This is a genomic window from Actinophytocola xinjiangensis, assembly GCF_001921215.1.
GTDB lineage: Bacteria > Actinomycetota > Actinomycetes > Mycobacteriales > Pseudonocardiaceae > Actinophytocola > Actinophytocola xinjiangensis.
Map to the genome: position 1 here is coordinate 228,749 of NZ_MSIF01000011.1, position 13,411 is coordinate 242,159.

Below are 13,411 nucleotides of genomic sequence, written 5' to 3' on the forward strand. Positions count from 1 at the left end.
TGAGTCCAATACATGTTTGTCACCCCATCTATCGCGGAAAGCGATAGATGGGGTGACACCGTGATGGATCGGTGGTCGTTCAGCCCCGCACCTCCCTGCGGTGGGCGGCGTGGGCCACGGCCAGACGCCCGCCGACCTCGGCCGTGCTGGCCAGCACCGCCATGTTCGCCCGCGCCGAACGGCCGTCGGTGGCCGCGTCGACCGCACGCATGAGGTACTTGGTGATCGCCTGGCCCCGGATGCCGTCGCGGTCGGCGGCCGCCATGGCCTCGGTGATCGCGGCGTCGACCTCCTCGCCGTCGATCGCGTCGGCCGGGCGGACCGGGGTGGTGATCAGGAACGAGCTGTGGTTGCCCAACGCCCAGTGGTTCTCGATCGACGCGGCGATCACCGCGTCGTCGTCCAGGCGCAGCGGACTGGGAAACCCGCTGGAGACGCAGTAGAACGCCGGGAAGTCGTCGGAACGGTAGGACACCACCGGCACGCACTGGGTCTCCAGGTACTCCAGCGTCAGCCCCAGGTCGAGGATCTTCTTCGCCCCCGCGCACACCACCGCGACCTTCGAACGGGTGAACTGGATCAGGTCCGAGGACACGTCCATGGTCCGCTCCGCGCCCCGGTGCACCCCGCCGATGCCCGCCGAGGAGAAGAACGCGATCCCGGCGAGTTCGGCGGCCACCACCGACGAGGCGACCGTCAGCGCGCCCATCCCGCCCTGGGCCAGCACCACCGGCATGTCCCGGCTGCTGACCTTGGGGATGCCCGGGGTCGAGGCGAACCGTTCGATGTCCTCGTCGGTCATCCCGACGACGATCCGCCCGCCCTCCACCGCGACCGTGGCCGGCACCGCGCCGCCGTCACGCACGGCCTGCTCGACCTTGCGGGCGGTGGCGGCGTTGTCCGGGTAGGGCAGGCCGTGGGTGATGACGTTGGACTCCAACGCCACCACCGGATCACCGGCGTGCAGCGCCTGCGCGACCTCGTCGCTGTAGACGAGTTCCGGTGCGCTCATGCCGCCGGGCCCGCCGCGAAACCGTGCCGCAGCGCGGTGGCGACCTCCAGCATCCGGGTCGTCTGGTAGGCGATGGCGGCCAGGTTGTCGTCGGTCACGTTCTCCGCGAGCCGGCCGGGGATCGCCTGGCGGCCGGAGACCGAGCTGACGCCGTAGGGGTTGCCGTTGCTGGGCGTCTGCATCACGTCGTCGGTGGTGCCGGGCGGCACGATGATGCCGCCCCAGTGGTAGAAGATCGTGTTCAGCGACAGGATCGTCGCCTCCTGGCCGCCGTGCGGGGCGCCGGTCGAGGTGAACGAGGACACCACCTTGTTGACCAGTCCCCGGCGGGCGTTGAGCGGCCAGGCCTGCTCGATGAAGTGCTTGAGCGGCGCGGCGATCATGCCGAAACGGCCCGGGGCGCCCATCAGGATCGCGTCGGCCCACTCCAGGTCCTCGACCTGGGCGACGGGCGTCTCCCGGACCGCCTCGGCGTTCTCCGTCCACGCCTGCGTCCACTCGCCGAAGTCCGGCCATAACGACTCGTTGACGTATTCCGGTACGCGTCGCTGGCGCGTCAGCGCACCGAACTTCTCGGCCGCCTCGGCAGCGGCCGTGGCGAGCTTGTGGCAGTTGCCCGTGCCGGAGTAGTAGACGATCGCGATCCTGGTCGGTTCGGTGCCGGACATGCTTGCTCCTCCGAGGGTGGTGGTGGGCGTTCAGGCCGCGATGTCGGTCCCGAAGTACCGGTCGCCGAAGTCGCCGATTCCCGGTTCCATGAAGGCGTTCTCGTTGAGCCGCTCCTCGATGGAGGAGGTCACCATCCGCACGTTCGGGAACCGCTCGCGCACGATGGTGATGCCCTCGGGGGAGGACAGCAGGTTGACGAACACGATGTGTTCCTCGGGCACGCCCTTGCCCAGCAGCACCTCGATCGCGGCCAGCGCGGTGCCGCCGGTGGCCAGCATCGGGTCGAGCAGCAGCACGTGCCGCCGCGCGATGTCGGCCGGCAGGGCCGTGTAGTACAGGTGCGGCAGCTTGGTCACCTTGTCCCGCTGGATGAGGATCTTGCCGATCCGCATCCACGGCGCGACCACGCGCAGCTCGTTCTCCATGCTGTCGCCGGCCCTGGGGATCGACACGCCGCAGACCCGGTCGGTGGCGCGCAGACCGTGATAGGTCTGCCCGACCGGCGTGGTCACGTCCCTCGGTTCGAACGGCAGCAGCTCCAGCGCGGCCTCGACCAGCTGGCGCATGATCCGGCTGGCGGTGACCACCAGCTCACCGCGTTCGGCGTCCCGGTTACGGATCACGGTGTGCATCGACCGCAGCAACTTGGTCTGCGGCAACAGGTGCACCGCCGCCTCGACGGCCCTCATCTCGATGGTCACCGGGCTCACCCCCGCCCGTCGGCCGCGATCCGCGCGAAGGCCTTGCGCGCCTCCTCGACGAACGTGCGCACCTTGACCCGGTCCTTGCGGCGGTCGGCGCCCTCCAGGCCGGTGTGCGCGTCGACCGCGGCCGGCCGGACCTTCTCGATGGCCTCGGCGACGTTGTCCGGGTTGAGCCCGCCGGCCAGCATCAACGGCAGCGGCGAGATCCGCACCAGCTCGGCGCTGACGTCCCAGTCGTGGGTCAGGCCGGTCGCGCCCTTGGCGCCGGTGGCCGGGTTGAACGTGTCGGTGATGAACATGTCGACGTGCGGCGCGGCGCCCTCGACGATCTCGGCCAGCTCGTCGCTGTTGTCCGACTTCACCACCAGGCTCTTGAGCGTGTACAGCTCCGGCGCGATGGCCCGCAGCTTGTGCAGCTCGTCGGGGGTCACGTCGCCGTGCAGCTGGATGGCGGTGACCCCGATGTCGGCACAGAACTGCTTGATCTCCTCGGCGTCGGTCAGGTAGGTGATGATGACGCCCCGGTTGGCCGGCTGGATCGCGCGGACGATGGCCGCGGCGTCGGCCTCGGACAGGTCCTCGTTCTTGGCCGGCAGCCGCAGCGCGAAGCCCAGCCAGTCCGCGCCCTCCTCGATGATCATGTCGGCCTCGGCCTGGTCGATGATGCCCGCGACCTGGATCAAACCCTGCATGGTTGATGTCCCGTTCTGCTGTTGGTCGGTGGAGCCGGTGCTGGCTGTTCGTTCAGCTCGCGGTGTTCTTCAGCTCGCGCACGACGAGCTCCGCGACGATCGCGGCCGACGGCGGGTTCTGCCCGGTGATCACCCGGTCGTCGGTGGAGGTGTGGGCGACGAAGTTGCCCGACTTGCCGTGCAGGCCGCCGCGCTCCTTGAGCCGGTCCTCCAACAGGAACGGCATCACGTGCACCAGCCCGAGGGAGTCCTCCTCCTCGTTGGTGAACGAGGAGACCCGCTTGCCCTCGACCAGGTACCGCCCGTCGGGCAGCCGCAGGTTGACCAGCGCCGCCGGCCCGTGGCACACCGCCGAGACGATGCCGCCGGCCGCGTAGATGTCCATCGCGAGGCGGGCGAGGTCGGGCGAGTCGGGGAAGTCCCACATGGCGCCGTGGCCGCCGGCGTAGAAGATCGCGTCGTAGCCCTCGGCGCTCACCTCGGAGGCCGGCGGGGTCGCCGCGAGCGCGGCCTGGATGGTCTCGTCGGCCAGGTAGGCCTGGACCTCCGGGTCGTTCTCCTCACCGTCGAACACCACGGCCGGCGGCAGCCCGCCGCGCACCGACACGAAATCCACCTCGTACCCGGCGTCGACGAACACCCGGTACGGGTGGGCCGCCTCCGACACGCTGTACCCGGTCGGTTGGCCGGTGTCCCCGAGCACGTCGTGGCTGCTGACCGCGAGCAGGATCCTGCCCATTGTTCCTCCTGGCATGTGGCTGACGTGGGGAAGGCGCGGCACGGGTGCCGTGCCGCGCCGGTGCCGGGGTCAGGGCTTGTGGATGAAGCTGTTGATCAGCTCGACCATCTCGGCCGGCTTCTCGAACAGGACCATGTGGCCGCTGTCCATCTCGACATAGGTGGAGGAGGCGATGGAGTTGTGCAGGTCCACCGAGTGGTGGGTGGGCACCGCGGCGTCGGGGTTGCAGCCAACGACCATGGTCTGGGCGCGCACGTTGCCGACGATGTCGCGGATGTCGACCTGGATCAGCAGTTCCAGCTGCCGGATCCGGCCCTTCGACGGGCTCAGCTCGGCGCCCATCTTGTCGACCTCGTCCAGGCTGGGGAGGCTGTTGATGTAGCGGGGGCTGAACGCGGTCGTGGTCAGCACCCGGCCGAACGCCACCGGGTCGTGCGACTGGCTCAGCGTCAGGCCGATCAGGTTCTTCATGTACGCGTCGGCCGTGACCAGCCCGCCGATCGGGACCAGCCGGCGGATCTGCTCGGGGTGCAGGGCGGCGGTCGCCGCGACCACCGCGCCACCGAGGGAGAACCCGACCAGGTCGACCGGCTCGGACACCCCTAAGTCGGCGATGATCGCGGACACCTCGGCGGCCTGCCCCTCGATCGTGAGGGCCTCGCCGTCGTCCTCGGCGGCCTCACTGCCGGACAGGTCGCACACCACGACCGTGTTGCGCTTCGCGAAGTCCTCGACGATGTGGCCGAACGTGCTCTGCCCGCCCTTGCCGACACCGTGCGCCAGCACCAGCACCGGCCCCGAACCGGTGACCGTGTACTTCACGCGGGCATTCCCCACAGAAACCGTATTCACCACGGACAATCCCTTCTCGGAAATGGAAGAAGTGACCCGGTCAGTAGTTGGGCGACTTCTGCAAAAGGTCCGCGCGGTTGACGATCTCCGGCACGTAGACCTGCTCGTGCCAGACCTCCGACTCGACCGGCTCCAGCGCGATGGAGATGACTCCCTCGTCGCAGCCGAACGCCTCGCGCACGGCCTCGGTCACGGCGACCACCAGGGTGGCCCGCTGCTCGTCGGTCAGCGGGGCCGGGAAGTGCTTGATGTTGACGTGCGGCATGATCGCCTTCCAGGCAGACGTCGGTCACCATGTCCCAGTCAGGGTCCACCCGGCGCCGGGGCGCTGTCTTCTCCGCTCGTGCTTCGCTCCCGGCCGCGATTCCAGGCCCGCTCCACCGTCCGGCGAGGACACTTCGACAGCCCGAGTAACCGGTGACCGATGATTTTCCGACGCTGTGAGGAGGCGTTTGTGGGTCAGCCGTTCACGCACCGTTTGCGGGTGCGTTACAGCGAGTGCGACCAGCAGGGTGTGGTGTTCAACGGGCAGTATTTGTTCTTCTACGACGTCGCCATCACCGAGTTGTTCCGCGAGCGCGTCGGGCCCTATCAGGAGATGGTCGACGGCGGGCACGACCTGGTGGTGGCCGAGGCGCGGATCCGGTTCGTCGAGGGCGCGCGGTTCGACGAGGAGCTCGACATCGCGCTGCCGGTCGAGCACCTCGGCACCACGAGCATGATCATCCGCCCGGAGTTCCGGGTCGGCGAGCGGCTGATCGCCGACGGTGAGGTGCGCCACGTGTTCGTCGATCCGGCGACGCTGCGTAAGACACCGATGCCCGACCGTGTCCGGGCGGCGTTGGGCTAGCGGATCCGGCGGGCGTACTCGATCTCCAGCACGGGCCGGCCGTCGCCGAAGTCGTGTTCGCGGCGCCGGCCGGTCTCGGCGAAGCCGTAGGCGGTGTAGAAGTGGCGGGCGCGGTTGGCGCCGGCCATCGTCCACAGCCGCACCCGTCGGTGCCGGCCCTCGACGAGCAGTTCGGTCGCGCTGTCCATCAGCGTCGCCGCGACGCCCTGGCCCCAGACCGACGGGTGGGCGTAGCAGTCGAGGATCTCCGCGTCCGACGAGCCGTCGGTGTGCGGGCCGGCGTAGACGAACCCGGCGATCCGGTCGCCGCGCTGCGCCACCAGCATCGTGTTGGCGCGCCGGCGCGGATCGGCGAGCACCTCGGCCCACAGCGTGAGCCGGCGCCGCGCGAGCCGGTCCAGCCAACCGCTCTCGAACACGTCCCGGTGTCCCGCCCGCCACGCCTGGGCGTGGACCTCGCCGATGGCCTCGGCGTCCGCCAGGGTGCCCGCACGCACCAACAGCGGGGATCCGACCCTCATGGTCGACAACCCTACGACCGAATGTAGGTGAGTTACCACCCGTTCGGGTCTATACCGCGACTGAGTTTGACCTGTTGAGGGCGGAACTCACGGCGCCACGTACCCGTTGACCACACATACCGGTTCGAAACGGGAGGGGACCTCATGGTCACGCTCATCGTGGTCATCGCGTTGCTCCTGGTCGTGGTCGCCGTGGGCACGTCGTTCGCCAGGAACCAGGCCAACGCCCGCGAGGCCCAGCTGGAGGACGCGAAGGCCGACGCCCGCCGCTGGGTCGAACGCCTCGGCGGCCAGGTGATGAACCTGACCGGCACCGACGAGGCCTCCAGCCAGGCCATGGCCGACGCCGCCGAGCGCTACACCGCCGCCGGCTCGCAGATGGAGCAGGCGGCCACGATCGAGCAGTGCCGGCTGGTCACCAAGACCGCGATGGAGGGCCTGTACTACGTGCGGGCCGCGCGCACCGCCATGGGCCTGGACCCCGGCCCCGAACTGCCCCGCGACCCCGAGCAGGAGCGCGCCGGCAAGGTCACCGAGGACCGCCGGGTCTCCGTCGAGGGCCACGACTACGAGGCCTCGCCCGAGCCGGGCCGCAACACCCCGCACTACTACCCCGGTGGCCGCGTGGCCGGCCGGCCGGTGCCGCAGGGCTGGTACAGCGAGCCGTGGTGGAAGCCCGCGCTGGTCGCCGGCGCGTGGGGCCTGGGTTCGATGATGCTGTTCAGCGCCATGTTCTCCGGCATGTACGGCATCCCCGACGCGGCGGCCTGGGAGCAGGGCTACGACGCCGGCCAGCAGGACGCCATGGAATCCGGCGACGGCGGTGACGGCGGCGGCGACATGGGTGACGGCGGCGGGGACTACGGCGGCGACATGGGCGGCGACTACGGCGGCGACTACGGCGGCGGCGGCGACTTCGGTGGTGGCGACATGGGCGGCTTCGGCGACTTCGGTTTCTGAAGCTCGTCCCGCTGCGCCAGCACGAACCCCGGGCCCACCGGCTCCCCGTGCCCCGGCACGACCGTCTCCGGCCGCAACGCGAGCAGCAGGTCCAACGCGGCCGGCCACCGGTCCACGTGCGCGTCCGACCCCACCGACGGCGCCGCCCCCTGTTCGACCAGGTCCCCCGCGAACACGACCGCGGCGTCCGGCACGTGCACCATGACGTCGTGGTCGGTGTGCGCCGGCCCGGGGTGGATCAGGTCGACGACCCGGCCCCCGAGGTCCAGGCGCACCCGGTCGGTGAACAGATCGGTCGGCATCACCAGCCGGGCGTCACCCAGACGGTCGGCCAGCTCCGGCCGTCCCTGCTCGCGGTAGCGCCGCATCCACGTCCGCCGGTCCCCGTCGGAGTCGGCCAGCGCGACCGCGCACCGCTCGTGCGCCCACACGGCGCACGGGGAGAAGGCGGCGGTCCCGAAGAAGTGGTCGAAGTGCGCGTGGGTGATCACCACCGTCCACGGCAGCTCCGTCACCTCCCGGATCGCCGCCGCGAACTCGGCCCCGTGGGTCTCGTCGGTGCCGGTGTCCACCACCACACACCCGGTTCGCCCGACGACCAACCCCAACGTCTGGTCCAACTCCCGGTACCGCCGCGCGAACACCCCGCCGGCGACCTCGATCCACCGCCCGCCCTCAGCCACCCGACTCTCCCTTCTCAGCCCGGCCAGCGCTCCAGTATCCCCTCGCCGTTGAGCAGCGGGACCACGTCGCTGGAGTCGACGGCGGCGGCGAGGGACACGTCGCCGGGCAGGCCGGCCTCGGCCAGCTCGCGCCCCGACACCGAGCCGGTCACCAGCTCCGCCACCCGGTCACCGGCCGACCGGTACGACAGCGCCGCCAGCTCGGCCTCCGGCGACGGGGTCCGCGCCGGGATCGCGGCCGCGACCGCCGCCGCCCCGAGCCAGTCCTCCAGGGAGGGGCGTAACCGTGGGGGCTCGGTGTCGCGCCAGCGTTCCCCGGCGGCGACGACACCGACGGGCCGGCCGGCGGCGAGCGTGTGAGCGGCCGCGCCGACCGCTGTCGCGTTGCGCAGGCAGCCGGCCAGGACCGTGGCGCCGGTGCTGGCCGCCGCCGCGCACAGCGTCGCGCCGTTCGGGGAGGCGATCCCCAGGAACGTGCCCTCCGGGACGGTGACCAGCGACGACGGCCGCAGCGACCAGCCGGCCGAGCGGTCGGCGGACAGCCGGGCGCCGTCCAACCCGGTGAGACCGGACGGAACCAGCGTGGCGCCGGCCTCCCTGGCCAGCCGTTGGCCGCGCTCGTCGCGCCACGGCAGCGGCAGCACCCGACCGCCACGCCCGAGCACGATGTCCACCGAGGTGGTGAACACCAGCACGTCGATGATGACCAGCACCGCGCAGTCCTCGCCGAGCGCGCGGACGCCGTCACCGCCCCAGTCGAGCCGAAGATCGTGACCGTGTTGCGTGTAGACCGTCATCCTGCCGATCCTTCCAGTACTGGCAGAATGCGAGGCCGTGCGTGTTTACCTGGGATCAGACCACGCGGGCTTCGAGCTGAAGGCCCAGCTGGCCGAACACCTGTCGACCGCCGGCCACGACGTGGTCGACGTCGGCCCCGCCGTCTACGACGCCGAGGACGACTACCCGCCGTTCTGCATCGAGGCCGCCCGGCGCGTCGTCGCCGACCGGGGCAGTCTCGGTGTGGTGATCGGCGGCTCCGGCAACGGCGAACAGATCGCGGCGAACAAGGTCGCCGGGTGCCGCGCCGCGCTGGCCTACGACACGCGGACCGCGTCGCTCGCGCGTGAGCACAACGACGCGCAGGTCGTGGCGTTGGGCGCGCGCATGCACACCCCGCAGGAGGCCGCCGAGATCGTCGACACGTTCGTCGGCACGGCGTTCTCCGGCGAGCCGAGGCACCAGCGGCGGATCGGGCTGGTGGCGGACTACGAGCGGACCGGCGAGCCGCCCGCGCTGCCGAGCTGACGTGCCGGAGGGTCACACGCTGCACCGCCTGGCGCGGCGGCACCAGAAACTGTTCGCCGGCCGGCCGGTGCGGGTGTCCAGCCCACAGGGCCGGTTCACCGCCGGAGCGTCCTTTGTGGACGGACGAGTCCTGCGCCGCGCGGAGGCGTACGGCAAACACCTGTTCCACGTCTACGACCGCGACGCGATCGTGCACGTCCACCTCGGCCTGATCGGCATGTTCGCCGAACACCCGCTGCCCGAACAGCCGCCACGAGGCGCGATCCGCATGCGCATGGTCGGCGAGGAGTACCTGACCGACCTGTCCGGCCCGATCGTCTGCCAGGTCATCACCAAGCCGGAGATGACCGCGCTGGTGGCGCCGCTGGGCCCGGACCCGTTGCGCCGCAACGCAGATCCCGAACGGGCGTGGGCACGTCTGTCCCGCTCACGCCAGCCGGTGGCGCAACTGCTCCTGGACCAACGCGTCCTCGCCGGCGTCGGCAACGTCTACCGGGCCGAGGTCCTGTTCCGCCACGAGATCAACCCGCTGACCCCCGGCCGGTCGCTCGACCACGCCGTGTGGTCGGCCATCTGGGCGGACCTGGTGACCCTGATGCGCAAGGGTGTGCGCTCCGGTCGCATCGACACGGTCCGCCCGGAACACATGCCGCGCGCCATGGGCCGCCCCGCCCGGGCCGACCGCCACGGCGGCGAGGTCTACGTCTACCGCCGAACCGACCAGCCCTGCCTGGTGTGCGGCACCCCGGTGGCGACGCGGGACCTCGCCGGCCGCAACCTCTACTGGTGCCCCGTCTGCCAGGCCTGACCGGGCTCAGGCCCGGCGACGGAGGGACCGGTCCGGTCGCTCACCCGCCCTGGCCGCGTGGGTTGTCGATGGCCGCCTGGAGTCGCAGCCAGGCCGGCTCCGTCGCGGTCGCCAGGCCGTCCGACACCCAGTTCGGGGCGTCGTCACGCACGACCCACGGTGCCTCCGGTCCGCCGTCGTCGGGGACCTCGGAGGTCGTGTCCAGGAAGCTGGTGGCCGTGGCCCGCACCGCGTCGTCGTCCGGGGCGCGGTCCCGGTCGGGGTCGGTCCGCACCGACAGGAGCACCAGATCGCCGTGGGCGGTGGCGACGACGAGCTCGCCCGCCGGGGTCGCGGCGAGCGCGGTCACCGGATGACCGTCCAGCACGTCGTGCCCCGTCGTGCGCTGCTCATCGAGGTCGATCTCCACGAGGATCCCCGCCGTCGTGCCGAGCCAGAGCACACCGGGCCGGGTTCCGAACGCGATGTCGTGACGCGGCCCGGGGTGCGTGGGGAGAGGGTTGCCGCGCTGGTCGAGGATCGTCCTCAGCACGTGCTGGAGCGAGGGGAAACCGACCACGTCCAGTGAGTTGTCGTTGTGACCCCGGATCGCCAGGTGGCGTCCGTCCGCACTGAAGATCGGCGTCTCGTAGTTGTCGACCTCCAGGTCCAGCGTTCGCTCGAGGAGGCGCATCGTGGTGGGCGCTGTCCCGTCGTCGACCCGCGCGAACACCACCGACGTCCCGTCGATGTCGTCGCCGTGCAGCGTGGCCACCACCTCGCCCGACGGGTGTGCCGCGATGCCGGTGTGCCAGCCCGGACCGGGATGCACGGTCCCCGAGTACGGGTCGAGCACATCGGAGGACAGCTCCCACGGCTTGTGCTCGTCGCCTGAGGACGGCGCCGCCCACAACCCCTCACCGTCCGGGCTGAACCCCAGCCAGCGGTAGGCGGCGGTGGCAGGAAGGTCGTCCAGCTCGTCGACCCCGTCCGGGGTCCACATCACCACGGCGCGTTCGTCGGCCACCAGGAGCAGTGCCCGGTCCGGATGCCAGGCCACGGCCGGTGTCCGCCTACCCACGTGGACATCGTCGTAGGGGGGCGAATCGGCACCGATGGTCTCGAGCACGCGCAGTCCCCCGGCGTCGCTGTCCCAGACCCGCACCACCGGATCCGCCGAGTTCACGCCGGCGACCAGCGGGAGCCTCGGATGACACACCAACCGCTCGACCGGGGCTCCGCCGCCGACCCGCACCCGCGCCACAACCCTGACCACCGTCACCCGGACAGGCTACTTCTTTCCAGGTCATCGTCTCGGGGGTGTGACTCGAGGGCCTCAGCGCTGGATGGACTTCACCTCGGTGAACTCCTCCAGCCCGTAGCGCCCGAACTCCCGCCCGTTGCCGGACTGCTTGAACCCGCCGAACGGCGCCTTCGTGTTGAACCGGGCGCCGTTCACGTCCACCTGGCCGGCCCGCAGTTTGCCGGCCACCGCGTACGCCCGCTCCGCGTCGCCGCCGAAGACTCCGGCGGCCAGGCCGTACTGGGTTCCGTTGGCGATGCGGATGGCGTCGGCCTCGTCGGTGTACGGGAGGACGGCCAGGACCGGGCCGAAGATCTCTTCCTGCGCGATCGTCATGTCCTCGCGCACGCCGCCGAACACCGTGGGGCGCACGTAGAAACCCGTGCCCTCAACGGGATCGGGGCCACCGTGGGCGAGGGTCGCGCCTTCGTCGACACCCTTGCGGATGTAGTCGATCACCCGGTCGCGTTGGGCGGCGGTCACGGACGGGCCGATCCGGGTGGTGTCCTGGGTCGGGTCCCCTGGCTGGTACTTCGCCGCGGCCGCGACGGCGGCCGCGACGGCCTCGTCGTGCCGGTCGGCGGGGACCAGCAGGCGGGTCAGGGCGCTGCACGCCTGGCCGTTGTTCATGAAGCAGTTCGCGACGGTGATCTTCACGGCGCGCACCAGGTCGGCGTCGTCGAGAACGACCGACGCGGACTTGCCGCCGAGTTCCAGCGACACCCGCTTCACCGTCTCCGCGCCGACGGCCGCGACCCGGCGGCCAGCGCGCGTCGACCCGGTGAACGACACCATGTCCACCAGCGGGTGCGCGGCCAGCGCCTCGCCGACGACCGGGCCGGTGCCGTGCACGAGGTTGAACACCCCGGCGGGAAGCCCGGCCTCGTCGATGATCGCGGCGAGCAGGCCGGCGGTCAGCGGCGCGACCTCGCTGGGCTTGAGCACCACGGTGCACCCGGCGGCCAGCGCGGGGGTCACCTTGGCGACCATCTGCTGGAGCGGGAAGTTCCACGGCGTGATCGCCGCGACCACCCCGATCGGTTCGCGCACGATCGTCGAGTTGCCGACCTCGACCGGATCCAGCGCGCCGTGGGCGATCTCGTCGAGCACGCCGGCGGTGATGCCGACCGGGTTGGTCACCTGGACGGCCTTGGCGAAGCTGATCGGGGTGCCGACCTCGGCGGTGATCGTCGCGGCCAGTTCCTCGGCGCGGGCGCGCAGGCCGTCGTTGATCCGGCCGACGGCGGCGACCCGCTCGGCCAGCGGCGTCGCCGCCCAGGCCGGGAACGCGGCCGCCGCGGCACGCACCGCGGCGTCCGCGTCGGCGTCGGTCCCGACCGGGACGGACGCGATGACCTGCTCGGTCGCCGGGTTGACCACGTCGAGGCGTTCGGCGGACCCGGAGGCGGCGTCCGGCTCAGTGAACGTCCCGCCGATGTAGTGCGCGGTGCGGACCTGGGTGGGCGCGGCCATGGATCCTCCATCGACTCTGACGTGCGACCCGACACGCGACGACACGCGACGGGACGCGGCTGTGACACGGCTGTGACGCGGGGCCTTCCGCTGGCCCCCAGCCTGTCACAACACCGGGCGTCAGTCGAAGGAGAGATCCCCGGTCCGGGTGCGCTTGAGCTCGAAGAAATTCGGGAAGCTGGCCAGCGCGACGGTGCCGTCGAAAACCTTCACCGCGTCCTGGCCCCGGGGGATCGAGTTCAGCACCGGGCCGAAGAACGCGACGCCGTCGACGTGGATCGTGGGCGTCCCGACGTCCATGCCGACCGGGTCCATGCCCTCGTGGTGGCTCGCGCGCAGCGCCTCGTCCCAGCGGGTCGTGGTGGCGGCTTCGGCCAGGTCAGCGGGCAGGCCGACGGCCGCGAGCGACTCCTTGATCACGACGCCGAAGTCCTTGTTGTCCCGGTTGTGGATGCGCGTGCCCATCGCCGTGTACAGGTCACGCAGGACGTCCTCACCGTGTAACTGGGCGGCCGCGGTGGCGACCCGCACCAGGCCCCAGCCGTCGTCCATCATCCGCCGGTAGTCGTCGGGCAGGTCCCGGCCCTCGTTGAGCACTGAGAGACTCATCACGCGGAAACGCAGGTCGAGGTCCCGGTGCTGTTCCACCTCCAGGATCCAGCGCGAGGTGATCCACGCGAACGGGCACATCGGGTCGAAGTAGAAGTCGACTCTCGTCGCGGTCGAGGAACTCTTGTCCGGAGAAGTCATGTCCATGCCAACCACGCCGGCGGTGAACTTTCTTCCCGTTCTCACCCGTCTGGCGGGCGACACGCCTGGCTGAAGTGCTTGGATGCGAACGAACGCGATTGTCAGTACCAA

At 71.0% G+C, this 13,411-nt stretch carries 17 protein-coding genes; 4 read left to right on the forward strand and 13 right to left on the reverse strand.

The annotated features are described in order from the left end of the window. Positions 1–79: 79 nt before the first annotated feature. From BLA60_RS22790 to BLA60_RS22820, 7 genes are all read right to left on the reverse strand, one after another. Positions 80–1,012: a pseudouridine-5'-phosphate glycosidase gene (locus BLA60_RS22790; RefSeq protein ID WP_075134985.1), complete on the reverse strand. Its 933-nt coding sequence runs from the start codon at positions 1,010–1,012 to the stop codon at positions 80–82. Beyond that, positions 1,009–1,680, reverse strand: coding sequence for an NAD(P)H-dependent oxidoreductase (locus BLA60_RS22795; RefSeq protein WP_075134986.1), 672 nt, complete (start codon positions 1,678–1,680; stop codon positions 1,009–1,011). The genes BLA60_RS22790 and BLA60_RS22795 overlap by 4 nt, the downstream gene beginning before the upstream one ends. A gap of 30 nt (positions 1,681–1,710) precedes the next feature. Beyond that, complete coding sequence (gene upp / locus BLA60_RS22800) at positions 1,711–2,382, reverse strand: uracil phosphoribosyltransferase (RefSeq protein ID WP_211288814.1); 672 nt, start codon at positions 2,380–2,382, stop codon at positions 1,711–1,713. Positions 2,383–2,387: 5 nt separating this feature from the next. Further along, the gene (locus BLA60_RS22805) at positions 2,388–3,077 is read right to left on the reverse strand and encodes a phosphoribosylanthranilate isomerase (protein ID WP_075134987.1); all 690 of its coding nucleotides are present in this window, start codon (positions 3,075–3,077) and stop codon (positions 2,388–2,390) included. A 52-nt stretch (positions 3,078–3,129) separates the two neighbouring features. Beyond that, complete coding sequence (locus tag BLA60_RS22810) at positions 3,130–3,816, reverse strand: type 1 glutamine amidotransferase domain-containing protein (RefSeq protein ID WP_211288815.1); 687 nt, start codon at positions 3,814–3,816, stop codon at positions 3,130–3,132. A gap of 69 nt (positions 3,817–3,885) precedes the next feature. Continuing rightward, positions 3,886–4,638 (reverse strand): alpha/beta fold hydrolase, encoded by a 753-nt coding sequence (locus BLA60_RS22815; protein ID WP_162292998.1) that lies wholly within the window; start codon positions 4,636–4,638, stop codon positions 3,886–3,888. A 70-nt stretch (positions 4,639–4,708) separates the two neighbouring features. Beyond that, positions 4,709–4,933 (reverse strand): tautomerase family protein, encoded by a 225-nt coding sequence (locus BLA60_RS22820; protein ID WP_075134989.1) that lies wholly within the window; start codon positions 4,931–4,933, stop codon positions 4,709–4,711. Positions 4,934–5,152: 219 nt separating this feature from the next. Here BLA60_RS22820 and BLA60_RS22825 point away from each other — a divergent pair, with 219 nt between their 5' ends. Next, positions 5,153–5,518 carry an acyl-CoA thioesterase gene (locus BLA60_RS22825; protein ID WP_245812096.1) on the forward strand — a complete coding sequence of 122 codons (366 nt, stop codon included), beginning with the start codon at positions 5,153–5,155 and terminating at the stop codon, positions 5,516–5,518. On the opposite strand, the gene BLA60_RS22830 is transcribed toward BLA60_RS22825, so the two are convergent. After that, on the reverse strand, positions 5,515–6,039 hold the full coding sequence (locus BLA60_RS22830) for a GNAT family N-acetyltransferase (protein WP_075134991.1): 525 nt from the start codon (positions 6,037–6,039) through the stop codon (positions 5,515–5,517). The genes BLA60_RS22825 and BLA60_RS22830 overlap by 4 nt on opposite strands. 144 nt (positions 6,040–6,183) lie before the next feature. On the opposite strand from BLA60_RS22830, the gene BLA60_RS22835 reads away from it, so the two are divergent. Next, on the forward strand, positions 6,184–6,999 hold the full coding sequence (locus tag BLA60_RS22835) for a hypothetical protein (RefSeq protein ID WP_075134992.1): 816 nt from the start codon (positions 6,184–6,186) through the stop codon (positions 6,997–6,999). On the opposite strand, the gene BLA60_RS22840 is transcribed toward BLA60_RS22835, so the two are convergent. Beyond that, positions 6,936–7,682: an MBL fold metallo-hydrolase gene (locus BLA60_RS22840; protein WP_075134993.1), complete on the reverse strand. Its 747-nt coding sequence runs from the start codon at positions 7,680–7,682 to the stop codon at positions 6,936–6,938. The two genes, BLA60_RS22835 and BLA60_RS22840, sit on opposite strands and share 64 nt — an antisense overlap. A 14-nt stretch (positions 7,683–7,696) precedes the next feature. Next, on the reverse strand, positions 7,697–8,479 hold the full coding sequence (locus tag BLA60_RS22845; RefSeq protein ID WP_075134994.1) for a 2-phosphosulfolactate phosphatase: 783 nt from the start codon (positions 8,477–8,479) through the stop codon (positions 7,697–7,699). Positions 8,480–8,516: 37 nt separating this feature from the next. Here BLA60_RS22845 and BLA60_RS22850 point away from each other — a divergent pair, with 37 nt between their 5' ends. Together BLA60_RS22850 and BLA60_RS22855 are read left to right on the forward strand one after the other, a co-directional pair. Further along, a complete protein-coding gene (locus BLA60_RS22850; protein ID WP_075134995.1) occupies positions 8,517–8,987 on the forward strand; it encodes a ribose-5-phosphate isomerase in 471 nt (156 codons plus the stop codon). A 1-nt stretch (position 8,988) separates the two neighbouring features. Beyond that, a complete protein-coding gene (locus tag BLA60_RS22855) occupies positions 8,989–9,795 on the forward strand; it encodes an Fpg/Nei family DNA glycosylase (RefSeq protein WP_075134996.1) in 807 nt (268 codons plus the stop codon). A gap of 40 nt (positions 9,796–9,835) precedes the next feature. Here BLA60_RS22855 and BLA60_RS22860 read toward each other — a convergent pair whose 3' ends face one another. From BLA60_RS22860 to BLA60_RS22870, 3 genes are all read right to left on the reverse strand, one after another. Beyond that, the gene (locus BLA60_RS22860; protein ID WP_211288816.1) at positions 9,836–11,056 is read right to left on the reverse strand and encodes a WD40 repeat domain-containing protein; all 1,221 of its coding nucleotides are present in this window, start codon (positions 11,054–11,056) and stop codon (positions 9,836–9,838) included. A 54-nt stretch (positions 11,057–11,110) separates the two neighbouring features. Continuing rightward, positions 11,111–12,550 (reverse strand): aldehyde dehydrogenase family protein, encoded by a 1,440-nt coding sequence (locus BLA60_RS22865; RefSeq protein WP_075134997.1) that lies wholly within the window; start codon positions 12,548–12,550, stop codon positions 11,111–11,113. A gap of 120 nt (positions 12,551–12,670) precedes the next feature. Further along, entirely contained in the window at positions 12,671–13,300 is a 630-nt protein-coding gene (locus BLA60_RS22870; protein WP_075135040.1) for a mycothiol-dependent nitroreductase Rv2466c family protein, read from the reverse strand. Between the last annotated feature and the right edge of the window lie 111 nt (positions 13,301–13,411).